Annotated in this window: 21 protein-coding genes; 15 read left to right on the forward strand and 6 right to left on the reverse strand. The window is 67.6% G+C overall.

Features of this window, described 5'->3' with window-relative positions:
• Nucleotides 1–184 precede the first annotated feature (184 nt).
• The 7 genes from HYZ11_18085 to HYZ11_18115 all read left to right on the forward strand — a co-directional run bounded on the left by HYZ11_18085 (nt 185) and on the right by HYZ11_18115 (nt 7838).
• Nucleotides 185–1045: an FAD binding domain-containing protein gene (locus tag HYZ11_18085; GenBank protein ID MBI3129521.1), complete on the forward strand. Its 861-nt coding sequence runs from the start codon at nt 185–187 to the stop codon at nt 1043–1045.
• 43 nt (nt 1046–1088) lie between these two features.
• Nucleotides 1089–1673 carry a (2Fe-2S)-binding protein gene (locus tag HYZ11_18090; GenBank protein ID MBI3129522.1) on the forward strand — a complete coding sequence of 195 codons (585 nt, stop codon included), beginning with the start codon at nt 1089–1091 and terminating at the stop codon, nt 1671–1673.
• A complete protein-coding gene (locus HYZ11_18095; protein MBI3129523.1) occupies nt 1670–2611 on the forward strand; it encodes a MoxR family ATPase in 942 nt (313 codons plus the stop codon). Before HYZ11_18090 ends, HYZ11_18095 begins: the two co-directional genes overlap by 4 nt.
• A 25-nt stretch (nt 2612–2636) precedes the next feature.
• Nucleotides 2637–3887 carry a VWA domain-containing protein gene (locus HYZ11_18100; protein ID MBI3129524.1) on the forward strand — a complete coding sequence of 417 codons (1251 nt, stop codon included), beginning with the start codon at nt 2637–2639 and terminating at the stop codon, nt 3885–3887.
• 91 nt (nt 3888–3978) lie between these two features.
• Nucleotides 3979–4650: a response regulator transcription factor gene (locus HYZ11_18105; protein MBI3129525.1), complete on the forward strand. Its 672-nt coding sequence runs from the start codon at nt 3979–3981 to the stop codon at nt 4648–4650.
• A gap of 308 nt (nt 4651–4958) precedes the next feature.
• Nucleotides 4959–6374 (forward strand): ammonium transporter, encoded by a 1416-nt coding sequence (gene amt, locus HYZ11_18110; protein MBI3129526.1) that lies wholly within the window; start codon nt 4959–4961, stop codon nt 6372–6374.
• A gap of 129 nt (nt 6375–6503) precedes the next feature.
• Nucleotides 6504–7838 (forward strand): glutamine synthetase, encoded by a 1335-nt coding sequence (locus HYZ11_18115; protein ID MBI3129527.1) that lies wholly within the window; start codon nt 6504–6506, stop codon nt 7836–7838.
• Nucleotides 7839–7919: 81 nt separating this feature from the next.
• Here the strand turns inward: HYZ11_18115 and HYZ11_18120 are convergent, their stop codons facing one another.
• Nucleotides 7920–8948, reverse strand: a complete 1029-nt coding sequence (locus HYZ11_18120) for an ATP-dependent 6-phosphofructokinase (protein MBI3129528.1) — start codon at nt 8946–8948, stop codon at nt 7920–7922.
• A gap of 109 nt (nt 8949–9057) precedes the next feature.
• Complete coding sequence (locus HYZ11_18125) at nt 9058–9393, reverse strand: divalent-cation tolerance protein CutA (protein ID MBI3129529.1); 336 nt, start codon at nt 9391–9393, stop codon at nt 9058–9060.
• Nucleotides 9394–9528: 135 nt separating this feature from the next.
• Between HYZ11_18125 and HYZ11_18130 the strand changes: the two genes are divergently transcribed.
• Nucleotides 9529–9897, forward strand: coding sequence for a hypothetical protein (locus HYZ11_18130; protein MBI3129530.1), 369 nt, complete (start codon nt 9529–9531; stop codon nt 9895–9897).
• On the opposite strand, the gene meaB is transcribed toward HYZ11_18130, so the two are convergent.
• Complete coding sequence (meaB, locus tag HYZ11_18135; protein ID MBI3129531.1) at nt 9894–10865, reverse strand: methylmalonyl Co-A mutase-associated GTPase MeaB; 972 nt, start codon at nt 10863–10865, stop codon at nt 9894–9896. The genes HYZ11_18130 and meaB overlap by 4 nt on opposite strands.
• A gap of 224 nt (nt 10866–11089) precedes the next feature.
• Entirely contained in the window at nt 11090–12082 is a 993-nt protein-coding gene (locus HYZ11_18140; GenBank protein MBI3129532.1) for an LLM class flavin-dependent oxidoreductase, read from the reverse strand.
• Nucleotides 12083–12352: 270 nt separating this feature from the next.
• Here HYZ11_18140 and HYZ11_18145 point away from each other — a divergent pair, with 270 nt between their 5' ends.
• Nucleotides 12353–12856 carry a hypothetical protein gene (locus tag HYZ11_18145; GenBank protein MBI3129533.1) on the forward strand — a complete coding sequence of 168 codons (504 nt, stop codon included), beginning with the start codon at nt 12353–12355 and terminating at the stop codon, nt 12854–12856.
• A gap of 12 nt (nt 12857–12868) precedes the next feature.
• Here HYZ11_18145 and HYZ11_18150 read toward each other — a convergent pair whose 3' ends face one another.
• Complete coding sequence (locus HYZ11_18150) at nt 12869–13357, reverse strand: PH domain-containing protein (GenBank protein ID MBI3129534.1); 489 nt, start codon at nt 13355–13357, stop codon at nt 12869–12871.
• 270 nt (nt 13358–13627) lie between these two features.
• Here HYZ11_18150 and HYZ11_18155 point away from each other — a divergent pair, with 270 nt between their 5' ends.
• The 5 genes from HYZ11_18155 (at nt 13628) to HYZ11_18175 (ending at nt 17732) form a co-directional block, all read left to right on the forward strand.
• Nucleotides 13628–14164: a universal stress protein gene (locus tag HYZ11_18155; protein ID MBI3129535.1), complete on the forward strand. Its 537-nt coding sequence runs from the start codon at nt 13628–13630 to the stop codon at nt 14162–14164.
• Nucleotides 14165–14347: 183 nt separating this feature from the next.
• Complete coding sequence (locus HYZ11_18160) at nt 14348–14995, forward strand: universal stress protein (protein ID MBI3129536.1); 648 nt, start codon at nt 14348–14350, stop codon at nt 14993–14995.
• 190 nt (nt 14996–15185) lie between these two features.
• Entirely contained in the window at nt 15186–15728 is a 543-nt protein-coding gene (locus HYZ11_18165) for a universal stress protein (GenBank protein MBI3129537.1), read from the forward strand.
• 258 nt (nt 15729–15986) lie between these two features.
• A complete protein-coding gene (locus HYZ11_18170) occupies nt 15987–16733 on the forward strand; it encodes a GNAT family N-acetyltransferase (GenBank protein ID MBI3129538.1) in 747 nt (248 codons plus the stop codon).
• A gap of 177 nt (nt 16734–16910) precedes the next feature.
• Nucleotides 16911–17732, forward strand: a complete 822-nt coding sequence (locus HYZ11_18175; protein ID MBI3129539.1) for a metallophosphoesterase family protein — start codon at nt 16911–16913, stop codon at nt 17730–17732.
• Here the strand turns inward: HYZ11_18175 and HYZ11_18180 are convergent.
• Nucleotides 17729–19120, reverse strand: a complete 1392-nt coding sequence (locus HYZ11_18180; protein ID MBI3129540.1) for a sodium:solute symporter — start codon at nt 19118–19120, stop codon at nt 17729–17731. The genes HYZ11_18175 and HYZ11_18180 overlap by 4 nt on opposite strands.
• Nucleotides 19121–19425: 305 nt before the next feature.
• On the opposite strand from HYZ11_18180, the gene HYZ11_18185 reads away from it, so the two are divergent.
• Complete coding sequence (locus HYZ11_18185; protein ID MBI3129541.1) at nt 19426–19731, forward strand: DUF3179 domain-containing protein; 306 nt, start codon at nt 19426–19428, stop codon at nt 19729–19731.
• Nucleotides 19732–19738: the final 7 nt, after the last annotated feature.

The following is a 19738-nucleotide window of genomic DNA, read 5'->3' on the forward strand; positions in this document are numbered from 1 at the left end:
GCGCCCGAGACAGAGAGGGGGAATCTCGCCCGTTTGCCCCTCTTCGGGGACGGTGCCATCCTCCCCTCGGCCTATCGAGGGCGTATCCTCATCCACGGCTGAGCGAACGTCGTCTGGATTCATCGGGGCGGATCGGCCGAACGTCGGACAGCGGCCTTACGGCCATTCAGGGGGACGGACGGGTATGCGTGGCTTCGACTTCGCGGCTCCCACGACCATCCAGGGCATCCTCAAGGCGGCCAAGGGCAAGAAGTACAAGTTCATCGCCGGAGGGACGAACTTCCTGCCCGACCTCCGCCACGCCCACGACGGCCTCCCCCAACTCGTCATCGACATCTCCCGGGTGGACGCCCTCCGGGGCATCGCCCTGGCGAAGGGCGAGGTCCGGCTCGGCGCCCTGACCACCATGACCGACCTGCTTGAGAACAAGATCGTCGCCCGCGAGGCGCCCATCCTCCCCGCGATGGCGGCCAAGTTCGCCGGGCCCATCATCCGCAACCGCGCCAGCGTGGCGGGCAACCTCATCGACGGCGGCCCGGCGGCGGACGCGGCGCCCCCGCTCCTGGCCCTCAAGGCCGTCGTCCGGCTGGCGGGCCCGGCCGGCAAGCGCGCCGTGCCGCTCGATAAGTTCCTCACCGGCTACCGCAAGACCGCCATCAAGCCCGGCGAGATCATCACCGAGATCGCCTTCCCGGCCCCCGGGAAGAGCCACAAGTGGGGCTACTACAAGCTCGCCCGGCGGAACGCCATGGCCATCACCGTGGTGGGGACGGCCGTCGTGCTCAAGATGAAGGGGAACGTCTGCCAGGAGGCGGGCATCTCCCTGGGCTCGGTCAACCCCGCCCCCATCCGCTGCAACGCGGCCGAGAAGATACTGGAGGGCAAGCCCGTGGACCTTGCCCTCGCCCAGAAGGCCGCCGAGGCGTGCCGCGCGGCGTCCGCCCCGATCGACGACATCCGGGCCTCGGCCGAGTACCGCAAGCTCATGTGCGAGGTTCTGCCCCGCCGGCTCATCTGCCAGGCGCTCAACATCCCGCTGGACTGACCGCGCGCTCACCGCTCTCGCATTCACGGGAGATACGATTTCCATGGCCACCGCGACGAAGAAGAAAAAAGCATCAGGTAACGCCAAGGGGAAGACGGCCGCGCGCAAGGCGGCCCCGAGGGCCGCGGCCTACACGCCTCCGCCGAAGTTCCCGATCTCCTTCACCGTCAACGGGCAGGAGGTCCGCGCGGAGGCGCCGGCCCACACTTCGCTTCTCTACCTCCTCCGCGACCTGGGCTTCACCGAGGTGAAGAACGGCTGCGAGGCCGGCGACTGCGGGGCCTGCACCGTCCTCCTCGACGGCGTCGCCGTGAACGCCTGCTGCGCCCTGGGCGTGCAGGCGGACGGCCGCGAGATCACGACCGTCAAGGGAATCGGGACGGTGGACAACCTCCATCCGATCCAGAAGAAGTTCATCGAGCACGGCGCCATCCAGTGCGGCTTCTGCACGCCCGGCATGATCGTGGCGGCCTACGAGCTGCTGGAGAAGAAGCCGCGCCCCACGCGCGAGGAGATCAAGGCGGGCATCGCCGGGAACCTGTGCCGCTGCACGGGCTACGTGAAAATCATCGACGCCATCGAGGCCGCCGGCGGCGAGATGGCTTCCGCCAAGGGAAGGAAATCGTGACCTCAAGCCAAGCGGGCACCTCCCGGCGCAAGAAGTCCGACGCGGATTTCTCCTCCGTCGAGTCGGTGCAGGAGACGCTCAGGAGCCAGGACTACATCGCCGACCGCACCCTTGCCACCACGCTCTTCCTCGCCACGAAGCTGGAGAAGCCCCTCTTCCTCGAGGGAGAGGCCGGCGTCGGCAAGACGGAGCTGGCCAAGGTCCTCGCCAGCGCGCTCGACACCGAGCTCATCCGGCTGCAGTGCTACGAGGGCCTGGACTCGAACTCGGCGCTGTACGAATGGAACTACGCCAAGCAGCTCCTCCACATCAAGATGGAGGAGGGCCAGAGCGACACCAAGAAGGTCGAGCGCGACATCTTCAGCTCGGATTACCTGATCGAGCGGCCCCTGCTGCGCGCGCTCGTCCGCTCGAAGGACCGACCGGCCGTCCTCCTCATCGACAAGATCGACCGCTCGGACGAGGAGTTCGAGGCCTTCCTGCTCGAGATCCTCTCGGACTTCCAGATCACCATCCCCGAGATGGGCACCATCAAGGCGGGGCGGCGGCCGGTGGTCATCCTCACCTCGAACCGCACCCGCGAGATCCACGACGCCCTGAAGCGCCGCTGCCTTTACCTGTGGGTGGACTACCCCTCCTTCGAGAAGGAGGTGGAGATCATCCTCACCAAGGTGCCCGCCGCCCCCCGGCGGCTGGCCGAGCAGATCACGCGCTTCATGGGCCAGGCGCGGACCATGGACTTCTACAAGCGCCCGGGCGTCGCCGAGACGCTCGACTGGGCGCAGGCCCTCCTGGCCCTCCACCGCCAGGAGCTCGACCCGCAGTCCGTGCGCGAGACCATCGGCTGCATCCTGAAGTACCAGGACGACATCAAGCGGGTCGAAGAGGACGGCCTCGACCGCCTCGTCGCCACCGCCCACACCTCGCCCGAGGTGTGAGCGCGCGCGGAGCCTTGAGATGGTGATGCGCCCCATCGTCGGCGGCACCCTCCCCCAGCGCCGCATCCGGGTGCCGGGCAAGGGCCTCCAGGGGGAAGTGGTCGGCTTCTGCCGCTCGCTGCGCCGGGCGGGGCTGAAGATCACCTCCGGCCGCATCATCGACCTCTTCCGCAGCCTCGACGTCCTCGACATCACCGACCTCCAGAACCTCTATATCGCCGGCAAGTCGAATCTCGTGTGTAGCAAGGAAGAGGAGGCGCTCTACGACGCCATCTTCCGCCGGTACTGGTTCGACGAACGGGCGAACCGCTCCGAGGCGGACGACTCGGTGGACATGGAGGCCCCCTTCGGCGACGAGGGCGAGGAGGGCTCGGCGCAGGAGGGCGGCAAGCCCTCGGACGAGGGAGACAAGCAGGGAGACGGCAAGGACCAGCCGGGGCTCCCCTCGGACGAGGAGACCGACGCGGGCGCCGAGCCGGGCGACCCGAGCGATGAGGAGGAGGGCAGCCCCTCCTACAGCCCGGCCGAGATACTGGCGCAAAAGGACTTCTCCACCTTCGAGGCGGACCAAGTGGCCGAGCTGCGGCGCATCATCGCCAAGCTCGTCCCCAAGCTCGCCACCAAGATCAGCCGGCGCAAGCGGCCCGACATGCGCGCCCAGGAAGTGGACATGCGGCGGAGCGTCAAGCGGAGCATCCGCACCGGGGGCGAGGTGATGAACCTCTTCCGCCGCAAGCGGCGCATCCAGAAGACGCAGATCATCCTCCTCTGCGACGTCTCGGGCTCGATGGACAGCTACAGCCAGTTCCTCATCCAGTTCCTCTACAGCCTGCAGAACGAGATCAAGTCGCTGCGCACCTTCGTGTTTAGCACGCGCCTGACCGACGCCACGCCCTACCTCCGCCACAAGGACGTGAGCCAGGCCCTGCGGCGCCTCGCCCAGGAGGTGCACGACTGGAGCGGCGGCACCCAGATCGGCAACTGCCTGCGGACGTTCAACTTCCACTACGGCCGCACCATCCTGAACAGCCGCACCATCGTCATCATCATCTCGGACGGCTGGGACCGCGGCGACACCGAGGTGCTCTCCGAGGAGATGGAACGGCTCCGGCGCAAGTGCTACCGGCTGATCTGGCTCAACCCGCTGCTCGGGAGCCCCGGCTACCGGCCCATCGACCGCGGCATGCGGACCGCCCTGCCCTACTGCGATGAGTTCATGTCGGCGCACAACCTCGACAGCCTGGTCGAGATGACGGACAAGATCGCCCGCATCTGAGCCCCTTTCCCAAAAACGCTTCCCAGGCTATATACTCCCGCCCGTCGCGGGTCCCCGGCCCGCGCATCCCGGACTGGCGGAGGCCGCGCGGATGGCCAAGCTGTTGATTTTCACCGCCGACGACGGCTTCGCCGACGCCCTCGGCCGGTCGCTCCGGCGGGAAGGCCACTTCTGCAAGGTCGTCGAGGACGAGGTCGCGGCCCTCCAGGAGCTGCGCGCCCGGGGCCTCTCCCTCGTCCTGCTGGACGACGCCCCCGCCCTTCCCTCCGTCAAGGACCTGCGGGAGTGGACGCCCCTTCCCATCCTCCTCCTGGTGGACCCGAGCCGGCTCGCCCAGCTCCCGGCTCCTCTTGAGGCGGACGATATCCTCGTCAAGCCCGTCCGCGAGGAGGAGATTCTCTTCCGCGTCCGCAATCTGTGCGATCAGCGCCCCGCCTCCGCGGCGGGAGCCGATGCCGGGGGCACCGTGCGCGCGCAGGGCCTCGCGCTGGACGAGGAACGCTACGAGATCCGCCTCGACGGCAACCTCATCGACCTCACCTACCGTGAGTTCGAGCTCCTCAAGCACCTGATGAACAATCCCGGCCGCGTCTTCGACCGGGAGCAGCTCCTGAACCTCGTGTGGGGCGTGGACTACATCGGCGGGCCCAGGACGGTGGATGTCCACATCCGGCGCATCCGGGCCAAGATCGAGGTCGGGGGGCGCACCTTCATCACCACCATACGGGGCGTGGGCTACAAGTTCACCGGAGATGGTGGGTAGCGCGAAATCTCACAACTTTACTTGTCCCTGCGGCCGCCCCCGCGCGCCTGTGGGGGTGGGCAGGGGCGGTTCGCGGACCGCCCCCTGCGGAAATATGCGGTGTCTTCCGGGTCGCGGCGCAAGGGCCGGGTATGGCCCCGGCGGCGAGGATTTCTCCCCCCCTTCTCCTCTCCCCCACGCCTCCGTTTTTAATCCTGCCGAAATGCTCGCGTAATTTGCCCGAAACATCCTCCCCCTAGCATCCCTCGCGGCGGTCGGGGCGGAGACCCAGCATTCCACAGCCTGCCGACTTCATCGGAGGGAGCACAATGCGCAGATTTTCATGGGGAGCCCTGCAACTCGCCGCGGTGGGGGCCGGTGTGGGCCTGGCCGGAGCGGCCTGGGCCCAAGACGCGGCGGCCCTCAAGAAGACCCTTGACGCGCTCCAGGCCTCGGCGGGCGACCTGAGGGTCGCGGTCGACACCGTCTGGGTTCTGGTCACGGCGTTCTTGGTCTTCTGGATGAACGCCGGATTCGCGATGGTGGAAACCGGGCTTTGCCGCGCGAAGAACGCCGTGGCGGTCCTCTACAAGAACTTCGCCGTCTTTGCCGCTTCCTCGCTGGCCTTCTGGGCCGTCGGCTTCGCCGTCATGTTCGGCGACGGCACTCCGATCTTCGGCCTCTCGGGCTGGTTCCTCGGAGGGGCCGACAACAGCCCCGCGATGGGCGAGGCGTATAAGGGCATCTTCGCCTCCCTGAACTGGACGGGCGTACCTCTCTACGCCAAGTTCTTCTTCCAGCTCGTCTTCGCCGGCACCGCCGCCACCATCGTTTCCGGCTGCGTGGCCGAGCGCATCCATTTCGCGGCCTTCATGCTTTTCTCGTTCCTCCTCGTGGCCATCGTCTACCCCGTCGGGGGGCACTGGATCTGGGGCGGGGGCTGGCTGGGCACCATGGGCATGCTGGACTTCGCGGGCTCGACCGTCGTGCACTCGATCGGCGGCTGGGCCGGGCTCGCGGGAATCATCGTGCTCGGCCCGCGCATGGGGAAGTACGGCCCCGGCGGCAAGATCAACCCCATCCCCGGCCACCAGATGGGCTACGTCGCCCTGGGCGGCCTCATCCTCTGGCTCGGCTGGTTCGGCTTCAACCCGGGCAGCACCATGGCCGCCGTTCCGGCCGACATCGCCCGCATCGCCCTGACGACGAACATGGCGGCGGCGACCGCGATCATCACCTCGAGCATCACCTCCCGCTATGCGTTCGGCAAGGCCGATTTCTCGATGTGCGTGAACGGCGCCCTGGCCGGCCTGGTGGCCATCACCGCCCCCTGCGCCTTTGTGACTCCCGTGGCCTCGGTCGTCATCGGCGCCATCGCGGGCGTGCTGGTCTGCTTCGCGGTGCCCTTCTTCGACAAGATCAAGATCGACGACCCGGTCGGCGCCCTCTCGGTCCACCTGGTCTGCGGCATCTTTGGGACCCTGGCGGTGGGCATCTGGGCGAACCCCGAATTCGCCCCCGGCAAGGCGGCGGGCCTCCTGTGGGGCGGCGGGCTCACCCTCCTCATCAAGCAGATCACGGGCGTGGTGGCCGTCGGCGTCTTCGCGTTTCTCCTGAGCCTGATTCTGTGGTATATCGTGCGGGCCGTGACCGGGCTGCGCGTGGAGCCGGAAGCCGAGCTGAGCGGCCTCGACCTCGCCGAGCACGGCATGGAGGCCTATCCGGCCGAACAACTGGTGCGGTAATCCGGGGCGGACGCTTCAAGCGGCGGACGCCGTGCCGAGCCGAGGGGGTTCCCGAGAGGGGCCCCCTCGCTTGGCGCTTTCGGGGAACTCCGGACCGCCCCCGCGGCGGAGAGCATCGTGACCGACGGCCTGCAGGACCGGGACAAGGAGTTCGTCCTCAACCAAGCGCGCGAGCTCGACGTGCGCTTCATCCGCATGTGGTTCACCGACATCCTGGGCTTCCTCAAGAGCTTCGCCATCACCATCGAGGAGCTCGAGACGGCGCTGTACGAGGGCCACCTCTTCGACGGCTCCGCCATCGAGGGCTTCGCCCGGATCGAGGAAAGCGACATGTTCGCCGTCCCCGATCCCACCACCTTCTGCGTCCTTCCCTGGCGCCCCCGCGACGGAGGCGCCGTGGCCCGCATGTTCTGCCACATCAACCTGCCCGACGGCACGCCCTACCCCGGGGAGCCCCGCTACGTCCTGCGGCGCACGCTGGAGGGCGCCGCCGCCAAGGGCTACACCTTCTACGTGGGGCTCGAGTTCGAGCATTACTATTTCCAGTCCAGCGAGACGCCCCTCAAGAAGCTCGACCGGGGCACCTACTTCGATCTCACGCCTCTCGACGTTGCCAGCGACATGCGCCGCGACACCGTCCTCACCCTCGAGGCCATGGGCATCGGCGTCGAGTACAGCCATCACGAGGCGGGGCCGAGCCAGCACGAGATCGACCTCCGCTACGGCGACGCCCTCACCATGGCGGACAACGCCATGACCTACCGCCTCGTCGTGAAGGAGGTGGCGATCCGCCACGGCGTCTACGCGACCTTCATGCCCAAGCCCCTCCCCGACGCGAACGGGAGCGGCATGCACACCCACCTCTCCCTCTTCCAGGGGCGGGAGAACCTCTTCTACGACGCCAAGAAAAAGGACGGCCTCTCGGACCAGTGCCTCTCCTTCATCGCCGGCATGCTGAAGCACGTGCCCGAGATCACCCTGGTGCTCAACCAGTGGGTGAACAGCTACAAGCGCCTCGTGCCCGGCTACGAGGCCCCGGTCTACCTCTCGTGGGCCCACAAGAACCGCAGCGACCTCATCCGCATCCCCAGCAACCGCAAGGGCCGAACCCAGGACACCCGCCTCGAGCTGCGCTCGCCCGACCCGGCCTGCAACCCCTACCTGGCCTTCGCCTGCATTCTCGCGGCCGGCATGGAGGGGATCGAGATGGGCTACCCGCCGGTGCCCCCGGTGGAGGAGAACGTCTTCAAGCTGAGCCCCTCCGAGCGGGAGAGGCGGGGCATCCAGGCGCTGCCGGGGGATCTGAACGAGGCCATCAAGCTGGCCGAGCGGAGCGAGCTGCTGCGCCGGGTCTTCGGCGAGCCGCTCTTCGGCAAGTTCATCGAGAACAAGAAGCTCGAGTGGGAGCGCTACCGCGCCCACGTCACGGACTACGAGCTGGGCGCCTACCTGCCGCTGCTGTGACAACGGCTGGGCACCAGCACCCGTAGGGGCGGTTCGCGAACCGCCCCTACAAAAACCGCCCCTGCCACCAGTGGCAGCCCCCTACCCGAAGAAGAGCTGGGCGGCCTGGTAGAAGTCCTCTCTCAGCTCGTTCACCCGCCCCTTCACCTCCCGCAGCGGGATGGTGACGATGTCGAGCCCGCGCAGCGCCACCATCACCCCCCAGACGCCCTCGTGGGCGAGCTCGGCGGCCCGCACCCCCAGGCGCGTGGCGAGCACCCGGTCGAAGGGTACGGGCGACCCCCCCCGCTGGATGTGCCCGAGGATGACAGCGCGCGTCTCCTTGCCCATGCGGGAGTTGATCTCTTGCGCAAGCCATTCGCCGACGCCGCCGAGCTGGACGTGGCCGAACTCGTCCACCTCCTTGGAGCGCGTGACGAACTTGTCGAAGCCCTTGGGCTTGGCCCCCTCCGCCACCACGACGCAGGCGAAGAAGCGCCCCCGCTCGAAGCGCCTCTGGAGCACCGACACCACCTCGTCGAGGTCGAAGGGCTTCTCGGGGACGAGGATGAGGTCGGCCCCGCCCGCCAGCCCGGCGTAGGTGGCCAGCCAGCCGGAGTGCCGCCCCATCACCTCGAGGACGATGATCCGGTCGTGGGCCTCGGCGGTGGTGCGGAGGCGGTCCATGGCGTCCACGATGACGCTCGCCGCGGTGTGGAAACCGAAGGAGTAATCCGTGCGGCCGATGTCGTTGTCGATGGTCTTGGGGACGCTGATGACCTTCAGGCCCATCTGGCGGACGGCCTCGGCCACGCTCAGGGTGTCGTCGCCCCCGATGGCGATGAGGCCGTCGAGCCCGGCCTCGTGCCAGGTCTGGCTGAGCCGGGCCATGAGCCCGGGATCCCGGGCCGGGTTGGCCCGAGAGCTGCCCAGGATGGTGCCGCCGATGGAGTGGATGCCCGCCACCATCTGGGGGGTGACCTCGCAGAAGTCGCCGTCGATGAAGCCCTTCCATCCCCGCCGGACCCCGATGGTCCGGGTGCCCCGGTTGACGTTCACGACGGTCACGGCCCGGATGACGCAGTTGAGGCCGGGGCAGTCGCCCCCACCGGTGAGGATTCCCAGCTTCATTTCCTGTGGCATGGGGGTGGACACCTGAGTCGGCGGCGTGTTCAAGGTCCTGCTCCGGGGCTGTCCCTCCGGCCTCTCCCTCCATCCTCCGCCTAAAGGGGGGGCGGGTTCAACTGCCCCCTCCGCAGGCCGCCGCCACCCAGTCGAGGTAACTTTCCCGCCCCCGGTCGAGGGGCAAGGAGATCGTCTCGGGCACCGAGTAGCTGTGCAGCTCCCCCACCCGCTCGGTGAGGGCCTCCTGGCGGGCGGCCGTGGTCTTGATGAAGAGGAGGCATTCGGGCTCGTCCTGCACCTCGCCCTTCCAGCGGTAGATGCTCCGGATGCGCGGCACGATGTTCGCGCAGGCCGCCAAGCCCTCTTTCACCAGGGCCCGGGCAATCCGGGCCCCCTCCTCCTCCGTCCCCGCCGTCACCAGCACCAGCCTGAACCCGGCACCTTCCCTCATTTCGTACCCCTCCCAATAATGGGGTCAACACCCGATTGTCCCCGCATTTCCCGGCGGGCAAAATTTTTAGACACTTTCACCGCCCTCCCGCCGGGGGGCGCCGGAATGAACCTTCACGAGGAGAGCCAGCGTATCATGCCCACCCCCCAACACGAGCCCCGTTCCCCTTCCGCGGCCTCCCCCGCCCGGGCGGAGGCGAAAGGCCGGCCGAAGGCACACGCCCCCCTCCGGCCCCGCAACTCCTGGCCGGAGAACGACCACGTCCGCGCCTCCCGCCGCCCCCTCCACGACGAGGAGCCCGAGGAGGGCGACGAAGACCTCGAGGAAAAGGACGAGTGGGAGGAAGACCCGGACGAGGAAGAAGAGGGCGAAGAGACGGAGGAGGACTACGAGCACTACCTGCCCCCCTCCCTCCGCAGCCGCAGGGAAGAGGTGACGCGGCCCATCAAGGCCAAGCTCCGCAAGCGCCCGTTCCAGAGGGGGCGGAGAAGCCTCGAGGACTAGCCCTTCCCCAGGATGCCGAGCGCCACCGAGTAAGGGTCCTCCCTCCGGCCGGCGATGGCGTCCAGCAGCTCCTCGAAGCGCGCGGTCCCGCCGGCCGCTCCCAGCACCCGCTCCGCCGCCAGGTCGCGGAGCACCTCGGTCAAGAGGTGCCGCGCCTGCTCCCGGCGGAGCCGAGCCCCCTCGGCCGGGTGCTTTTCCAGGAAGGCGCAGCGGGCGTCGATGGCCCGCGCCAGCTCCTCGATTCCCTCGCCCTCGGCCGCCTCCGTCTTGAGGACCGGGGGCCGCCAGCCCTCCCCGGCGCCCGGGTGCCCGGCCGGGGACTGGCGCAAGTCGAGCATCTCCTCGATCTCCCGCACCGTCCGGTCCGAGCCCTCCCGCCTGGCCTTGTTCACCGCGAAAACGTCGCCGATCTCCATGATGCCCGCCTTGGCCGCCTGGACGTCGTCCCCGCCCCCCGGCGCCTGGACCAGCACCACCGCATGGGCGATGCGCACCACGTCCACCTCCCCCTGGCCCACCCCGACCGTCTCGACGAAGACCATCCCGCAGCCCATGGCGTCCAGCACGAGCGCCGCCTCCCCCGTGGCCCGGGCGAGCCCGCCCAGGTGGCCCCGGGCGGCCATGCTGCGGATGAAGACCCCGGCGTCGGTGTAGTGGCGGCTCATCCGGATGCGGTCCCCCAGGATGGCCCCCCCGGTGAAGGGGCTCGAAGGGTCCACCGCCACCACCCCCACCTTCACGCCCCGGGCGCGGTAGGCCGCCACGAGCTGGTCCACGAGGGTGCTCTTCCCCGTCCCCGGGGGGCCCGTCACCCCGACGATCCGGGCCTTGCCGCCGAGCGGATAGAGGGCCTGGAGGAGGGGCCGGACGGAGGGGTCGCCGTCCTCGATGCGGGTGATGAGCCGGGCCGCCGCGCGGATGTCGCCCGCCAGGATGGGAGCAATCTCATCGGCGGTGGAAATAGGCATGAAAACAAATCCTTAACGTAATATTTCAACAAATTACATGAACAGATTCGGCGCCCCGATTTTCGTAGGGGCGGTTCGCGAACCGCCCCTACAACGTGCATCCTTCCCCTCACCCTGCCCTCCCCCTCTGGGGGAGGGAAAAACATCGCGGCCGGTGCGCCTCCGTAGGGGCGAGGCATGCCTCGCCCCTACGAATCGCCGTTCCGGGTGGCGCCCCCCCCCCCCTACATCCCCTTCAGCGCGGGGAGGACCTCCTCGCCCAGGAGCCCAAGGCGCTCCGGGTGCTCCTCCAGGTCCGGCACCGTGAGAAGAAGGTGCCGCACCCCCGCCTTCACGTAGGCCGCGAGCCGCTTCACGCACTCCTCCGGGGGGCCGTAGATGGCTCCCGTCTCGGGGATGACTTTCAGCTTCTCCCGCGCAGCCCGGGCCTTGGCGCGGTCCTTTTCAGGAATCACCATCACCATGAGGGAGGCCCGGAGCTTCTCCGGGTCGCGGCCCGCTTTCTTGCACTCCGCCTCGAGGATGGGGCGGCGCTCCAGGAAGCGCTCGGGCGGCCACCAGCGGCAGTTGTAGCCGTCCGCCTGGCGCGCCGCCACCCCCAGAAGCTTCGCCCCCTCCCCCCCGGTGAAGATGGGGGGCATGGGCTTCTGGAGGGGCTTCGGGTCGCAGACCGCCCCGGCGATCTGGTAGTAGCCCCCCTCGTAAGCGGGGTTCGGCTGGCTCCACATGGCCCGGATGAGCTGGATGGCCTCCTCCAGCATGGCGATGCGCACCGAGGCCTTGGGGAAGGGGTAGCCGAAGGCGGTGTACTCCGTCCCCACCCACCCCGCGCCCAGCCCCAGCTCCACCCGGCCCCCGCTCACCGCGTCGAGCGAGGCCGCGATCTTGGCCAGGAGCGCCGGCGGCCGGTAATGCACGCAGGAGACCAGCGTCCCCAGCCGGATGGTCTTCGTCGCCCCCGCCAGGGCCGTCAGCGCCGTCCAGGCCTCCAGCATGGGGCGCGAGGGCGGGCCCTCCCCCCCCGCCTGGGAGCCGAAGCCCGACTGCGCCCCGTAGGCGTTCGGGTCCAGGGAGATGAAGTGGTCGCAGTGCCACAGCGAGCCGAAGCCCAGCCGCTCGGCCTCCCGCGCGATTTCCTTCATCTTGCCGAAATCCTCGATGAACAGGCCCCTCAGCGTCAGGGCCAGGATGAGGCCTACCTCCACCGGCTGCGGCATGGAACCTCCTCAAAAAGAGGGGAAAAAGGGCACGAGGGGGATGATAGCGCAGATGGGAGGGAGTGTGGGATGGGGGAAGCCGATGGTTGGAGAGACGTCATTCTGAGGGAGCGCAGCGATCGAAGAATCTGCTTTTGCTTCAAGAAGAAGCGGAATTTTTCGCTGCGCTCAGAATGACCTCGGAAGCGATACCTTGCCCCCCGCCTCCCCTCCCGGCTACCATCTCCCATCGGTCTGAAATCCGTTCCGCCGCCGTCGGGGGAGGAGCCCATGGACAAGAGCCTCGAAGCGTTCGCGGCGGAGTGCCGCGCCATCCTGAAAAACGATTCGGGCCAGGGCGGGCTCGACCGGGTGTGCAAGCGCCTGGAGGGGCTGCTGAAGGATGAATCGTTCGTGCGGGAGCACTTCGGGCCCGGGAAGGACGCCCCCCGGCGGGTGCTCTACGAGGACCCGGAGCTGGGCTTCTGCGTCCTCGCCCACGCCTACAAGGGAGGCACCGGGAGCGGCCCCCACGACCACGGGCCCTCCTGGGCCATCTACGGCCAGGTGGAGGGAGTCACGCGGATGACGGAGTACCGCAAGGTGGCCGAGCCCTCGGACGGGCGGCCGGGCAAGGCGGCGCCGGTCAAGAGCTACGACCTCGCGCCGGGCATGGCCGTGGCCTACGCGCCGGGGCAGCTCCACTCGCCCCACCGGGAGAAGGACGCGCGCCTCATCCGCATGGAAGGCATGAACATGGAGCGGGTCAAGCGGGACGCCTACGAGGTGGCGTGAGGGGAGGCGCCCTCACCTCCCCTGGATGGAGTTCCGGAACTGGACGGGGCGGTCGATACGGCGCACCTCGATGTCCCCCATGCCCCGGCCCCGCACGGTCACGTCCCCGTAGCCGAGGATGCGCCCCAGGACGCCCTGGGAGAGCACGACGCTCTCCACGGCCCCCCGGTCGATCTCCTCGGTCACCCGGGAGACGATGCCCTGCCGGTGGACGACGCGCCGGTCGGTGACCACGATCTCGTTCCGCAGCCGGTCGATGAAGACCCGGAGCGCGGCCACGAGGCCAATCGGGACGATGAGCACCAGGTTCAGCGCGAGCCCGGAGAGCACCGGCACCTCGGGGACACCCAAGGCCCGCGCGAAGCCGGTCCGCAGGAAAATCCAGACCCCCAGGTAGACGATCTCGGCCGCCGCGAGCCCGGCCAGGACGGGCTTGTATGACATGCGCCCCTGCGCCAGGACCTCCTCCCCTTCCTGGAGCGTCTCCTTCATGTAGGACATTGGGGCTCTCCCCGGCTCTCAGGCGGACCTCCCTCCCAAGCATAGGCGGAGGCGGCTCCGGGGGGAAACCTCGTTTTTCCCGCATCCCCCGAACAAAAAACGGCCGAAACCTTTCGGCGCGAGGAAGCTCCTTTCGGACTGCACGAAAGCTCTTTTTTTTGGCTTTTGTTCGGCGGGCTTCTTCCCGGTGGCCCGCCGGCCCTCCGCGCACCCATATTCTTAGTTAGCCGCATGTCGCCGAGTTTCCTGCGCGCGCAGGGAGGAGTGGCCATGAACATCTATCAGCCGAAGAGAATCCTGATACCCGCCGATTTCTCCGACTACACCCCCGGCGTGCTCCGGGCGGCGGCGGAGATCGCCCGCCGGTGGGGCGCCGAGATGCACGTGCTCCACATCGCCAAGGAAAGCGACCACGTGCCTCGCGCCATGGGCGTCTATGACGGCCCCAGGGGCGGCTACGCCATGGGCATCGCCGACCGCAGCAAGCTGCTCGAGGACGCCCGCCTTCACCTGCAGTCCCGGCTCGAGCAGCTCCTGCAGCAGGCCGGCGCCGCGGGGCCGAAGGCCCACGCGGAGGTGATGTGGGGGGAGCCGGAGGAGGAGATTCTCCGGACGGCCGAGCACGGCGGCCACGACCTCATCATCATGGCCACCCACGGCCGCAGAGGCCTGAGCCGCATGTTCCTGGGCAGCGTGACCGAGGACGTCATCCGCCGCGCCCCCTGCCCTGTGCTGGTCATGCGCGATAAGGTGGCGCAGGAGGCCGGCGAGGCGGTGCTGGCTGGGGATGGCCGGGCCGCGAAATAGGCAAGGAATCCCCCGCAAGAACTTTTTCCTCCTCCGCCCATCGGGCGCGGGGGCCCGTTCCCCCTTTGCGCCTGATGGGCGGATGGCCTTCGATTGCAGGTGCGCACCTACTTGCGTGCTTCTCCCCCCGAAGCCGACATTGCATGAGCCGCCCCGCGTGACGCAGTGGCATGAGAGGGCGGCATGAACCGGGCCAGAAAGATTCTCGTCCCGGTCGAGATGTCGGACCGGGCCGTCGGCCTCATCCGTGCTGCCTCCCGCCTGGCCAAGCGGTGGGAGGCCGAGATGGTCGTGCTGAACGTGGGGAAGGCGCCCCACGCCGTGCCCGACCGCGCCGCGGGATACGAGGGCTACCGCAATCTCCCGTTCATCCGCGGCCCTTACTCGCTCGGGAGGCTCCTCTCCGTCCGGAGCCGGGGGCCCATCCCCGGATATCCAGAGAGCCCCTCCGCCGCCCCGGTCCCGGAAGACATCCGCGCCCCGGACGCACTGAAGTATCCCGCCGAGCCGGCGCGCGCCCGGGAGGACGCTCGGCTGCAGATCGTGGCGCGCCTCGAGGAGATCATGCGGCGGGGGGAGGCGGGGCCGGAGGCTCAGGCTGAAGTGGTGTGGGGCGACCCGGCGGAGGAGATCGTCCGGGCGGCGGAGGGCGGCGACTACGGGCTCATCATCATGGCCACGCGCGGCCGGAGGGGGCTGAGCCGCGTACTTCGCGGAAGCGTGACGGAGGAGGTCATCCGCCGCGCGCCGTGCGCCGTGATGGCCATCCGCGAGGAGATTCTCGGGGTGGAGGGGACGGCCAGGGACGAGGGGCGCTCCGCGCCCCGCTAGGACATCGGCCCGGCGTCCGCCTTTTTTGGAAGGCGGCCAATCCGCCCCACAAATACCGCAAATTCATTAATTTCCCGGCGGATTTCGGGGAAATCCTTGGAAGATGTAATCGTAGCTTACCCGATTGGCTATGACGGCCAGGAGGATAAGATTGACATGAGCGTTGCCAGTCCCTCTCGGAGACGGCGGCATGAAAATCTATGATCCGAAGAAGATCTTGGTTCCGGTGGATTTTTCCGAACACACCATGGGCGTCCTCCAGGCGGCCATCGAGATCGCCGAGCGGTGGGACGCCCGGACGACCGTCTTCCATGTCGCCCGCGAGACGGATTTCCTCCTGCCCGCGGTCCCCCACGGAGCCGCCGCGCCTTTCGACGATCCCACGACCCCCTTCGTCCATTTTCCCGACCGGAAGAAAATCCTAGACGATGCCCGCTTGCAGCTCGAGGCACGAATCGAGGACCTCGTGGAGAAGGCCAATGGCGGCTCCAAGGTCGAGGCGAAGGTGGTCTGGGACGAGACGCTGCGGGGCATCCTCCGCGCGGCGGAAAAGGACGATTACGATCTGATTATCATGGCCACCCACGGCCGCGGCGGGTTGAGCCGCTTCTTCCTCGGCAGCATCACTGATCAGGTGATCCGCCGGGCTCCCTGCCCTGTCCTGGCCGTCCGCGCCAAGGTGGCCCAGGAGCGGCTGGTCCTGGCGGAGATCGGAGAAGAGTCGATGAATTAACCGAGAATGCCTCTCCCGCCGCGGCTTTCCCCCCGCACCAGGATCATGCGGTAACCTCCTTTCCGCCCTCCGTCCCCCCTTCCCTCCCTGGGGCGGAGTGCGTGAATGCCGGATGGCCCTCTCCACCAATCACATGAACTGAATATCAAGCAATCCAGAATGCCATTTCAGGCGATGGCCCGGGAGGAGGAGCGTCTGAAATCGTGCATGATTTACCTTGCGTTTACCTTTATGAATCTTTCGCCGAAGGGGAAAAAGATGGTTCGAAGCGCCTCGGGCGTCCGCGATCTGGTGCGAATCAGCGTTTGCCGCCACGGCCTCTCCGGCACCCTCCGGCGCGCCATGGCGGCCTCGGGAAGGATGGCGTGCCGCCTGCCGTATCTGCGCGAGTGCCATGTTTGGTACAGGCTTGATCTTGAACGCGGGTGGAAGCGGGGAGATCTGCCGCCGGGCTTCGAGATCGTCCGCGGAGGAGTGGGCGAACTGCCCCTGGTTGAGAAGCTGGGGAACGTGGGCTATGTCGAAGCGCGGCGGAGGCTCGATGGCGACGCCGACCTTTGGCTCGTCCGGCATGGCGCGAACCCCGTCTTCGCCGGCTGGATTTTCCGCCGCCGGACGCCCGCAGTGGCGGCTCCCGAAGGCTGGCTCGATCTTCCCGAGGGCATCGTCTGCCTGGAGGATTTGGTGACCGCCCCGCCGTACCGGGGGCGCGGCTTCGCCCCGATATCGTATTCGGCGATAGCGGACAGCCTTGCGCGCGAGGGCGTCAAGGCCATCGTCGTCAAAATCGAGGAGACGAACCACCCGTCCCGCCGCTCCGTTGAAAAGGCGGGTTTCCGGCCCGTGGCCACGATGACCCTGGTGCGGATCGGCGGGATGCGACATGTGACGATGGAGCTGAAAGACGGCGAGGATGCATCTCCCTTCCTCCCCCTTCTCCCGGCGAGCGAACCCAGCCTGATGGAATGGATCTTCGGCGCCCTCGCGCCCGGGCCCATCTACTGACCGGAGCCGCGCGGCTGGGAATTTTCCGCCCGCCTCCATGTTCGATGACTTGAAAGAGGGCGTCTCGCGGCGCTAAGCTTCTGCCCGCCGGACAGGTCAAGCCGTACCCAAACTCAATGGGCGGGAATGATGGAGCAAACCTCCTCTTCAAGCATAGATGCCCGCGATCTCCAGGAAATGGCCCTCCCCGTCCTCGTCTTCGGCGGTCCTTACGGCAACTATCAGGCGGTTTCGCGGCTGAAGGAAACGGCCGATGCGCTGGGAATACCGGGCTCCCGGACGATCTGCACGGGAGACACGGTGGCCTACTGCGCCCAGCCGAACGAGACTGTCGCGGCCATCCGGGAGTGGGGGACTCATGTCATCTCGGGCAACGTCGAAATCCAGCTCGCCGCCGAAAAAGATGACTGCGGATGCAACTTCCAGAAGGGGTCGGTCTGCGATTCTCTTTCGCAGCATTGGTACGCATACGTTCGTTCCCGTCTCCGGAAAGAGCACATCCATTGGATGGGCGCCCTGCCCCGGTCTCTCGAATTCACGTCCAAGGGCCGCCGCTTCGCCGTGGTGCACGGGACACGCTCCGAAACGGCCCGGTACGTCTTCCGTTCCACCGAATGGGACGTGAAACACCGGGAGATCGAGTTGGCGGGTGCGGACGTCGTCATCGGCGGGCATTGCGGACTTCCGTTCATCCATGCGGAAAACGGCAAGGTGTGGGCGAACGCGGGAGCGATCGGGATGCCCGCGAACGACGGGACCCCGCGCGTGTGGGCGCTCCTCGTCTCGGCCGCCGGCGGCGAACTGCGGCTCAGGACCTTCCCGGTGGACTATGATTTCCAGGAGGCGTCCGGAAGGATGACCGGGGAGGGATTGCCCAAAAGCTACGCCGAAACCCTCATCTCCGGCCTGTGGCCCGGTTGTGAGATTCTTCCGCCTGAAGAGACTGGCCGGCGGGGGATTCCTCTCGAACCGGCCGATGTCACCCTCTCCATCGCCTAGACGCCCTGTGAAGCCGGTAAGCCCCGCGGAACGGCCTTCACTTCCTGGGATGGCTTCAGGGCAGCCATGAGGAGGTAGCCCGCGAAGCAGAGCCCCACCCCTACGAGATTCACCCAGAGCAGCGGCCCGTATTTCCCCGGGCCGATCCGGTAGGGCACGAGCCCCAGGGCCAGCGACAGTCCCATCGCTAGACCAGTGCCGACGCTCACGTAGTAGGACCAAGGCCCCGGCCGCTTCCAGCCGGCCAGAAGAAAGACAGGGGTGAAGCCGATCACCATCGTGCCGCTCACGGTCGTCGCGCTGAGAATCGACGGCCCCGCGTGGACCATGGCGTTCCCGACGATGCCCAGCGCGACCATCGCCCAGCGGGCGAGGCATATCCTGTCCAAGCGCGTGCCGGGAAACAAATCGACCGAGATGAGCTTTCCGCTGGAAGCGAAGGCGGAATCCATCGTGGACGTGGCGCTCGTGATCATCATGAGGTTCATGATGATCATGACCGGAAGCCCGAGCGCCGCCGCGGTGGCGAGCGTGGAGTTGCCCCCGATTCCCGCGGCCCTGTTGTAAATCCCGACGAAGCTGAACAGCAAGATGAAAAGGACGCCGAAAAATCCGGCCAGGGCAAAGGCCTTGAGCATCACCTTCCGGTCCGTGATGAACGCCCGGTCAGTCATGACCGGGTCATGGAACGGGTAACTCCACACCTGGAGCAGGGCCACCAGAATCAGGTCCACCCCGCCCGAGAGCGTCCACGTGCCGCTGGCAGCCATCTCTCTCACGCGCCCTTGCGGCAGGATCACCGCCATGATGATCACGAGGATGGCCGCGGCGAGCATCATTTGCACCACGTCCGTGACGATGCTGCTCCTCACGCCTCCCTTCAGGACATACAGCAGGACCAGCCCCGTCGCGGCCCAGGTGGCGGCGAAGTAACCCGGGCTCCCGTGCGGCCCGAAGTACTGCGCCACGACGATGGTGTTGCTCCATATCTCGTTCCAGAGGCGGATACCGATGATGAGCGAGAAGAGCCAGATCGCCTCCCGCCCGAACCGGTCCTCGAGGAAATCGTGGATGCTCCGGTACCCCTGTCCGCGCAGGCGGTAGAGCAACACCCCCGCGACCGGGAAGGCGAGCCAATAGGCCGCGTAGGCGACCCCGCCCGGCAGGCCGTAGGCCTGGCCGAGGTCCGCCGCGTTCTGAACGGACTTCGCGAAGATCCACCCGATCAGCACGCTCGAGGTGAGGAACAGGATGCTCGTCTCCCGGCTGTCCCGAGTCCTGCCTTGGAAGAATTGCTCCTCGCGGTTCCATCCCCTGGCCGTGGGCGAAATGACGAACATCGCCAGCCCGTAAACAAACAACACGACCCAATTCAAAAACGCGACCATTTCACCTCCGCCGCCAGCTCAAAACCCCCACGGAACGGCCGCCGGGCTCCTCCCCGGGAAGCCGCCCCCCACGGGGGCCACCTCTAAGGCAAATATCTGAATCTCCTTTGCGGACCGGTGATTTTCCGGCCATTGGGTCCCTTTTCGTGCTCGTCCCTGGGCATAACATTTCGCTTCCCAAATCATTCCCCCGGCCTGGAGCGGGGATATTCGGCAAGATGGCGGGGGAATGTTTCGAAATCAACCGCTGTTCAAGGAATTGAGGCGTTGAACCCAAAATTTCCGCTGGATGAGAGGATTATCCCATGTTTCTTCGTCTTGCCGCATGGTCACTGCTCGCGGGGACGCTGGCCGCAATTGGAGGGGCGCAAGCCGCCTGGGCCTCGCCGGCGGAGGAGATCGTCACGGTCCTCCCCCGGGACGCCATCCCCTCCATCGATGCGCCGCGTTTCGTCCCCGCCCGCGAAGCCCAGAAGTTCATGGCGGCCGGCGAGATGGTGATCGGCCTCGAGATGGAGGGCGAGGCCCGGGCCTACTCCGTCCCCCTGCTCAGCACCCACGAGATCGTGAACGACAGGCTCCGGGGCCGCGACATCGCGGTCACGTGGTGACCGCTCT

Source organism: Candidatus Tectomicrobia bacterium, from assembly GCA_016192135.1.
GTDB lineage: Bacteria > UBA8248 > UBA8248 > UBA8248 > UBA8248 > 2-12-FULL-69-37.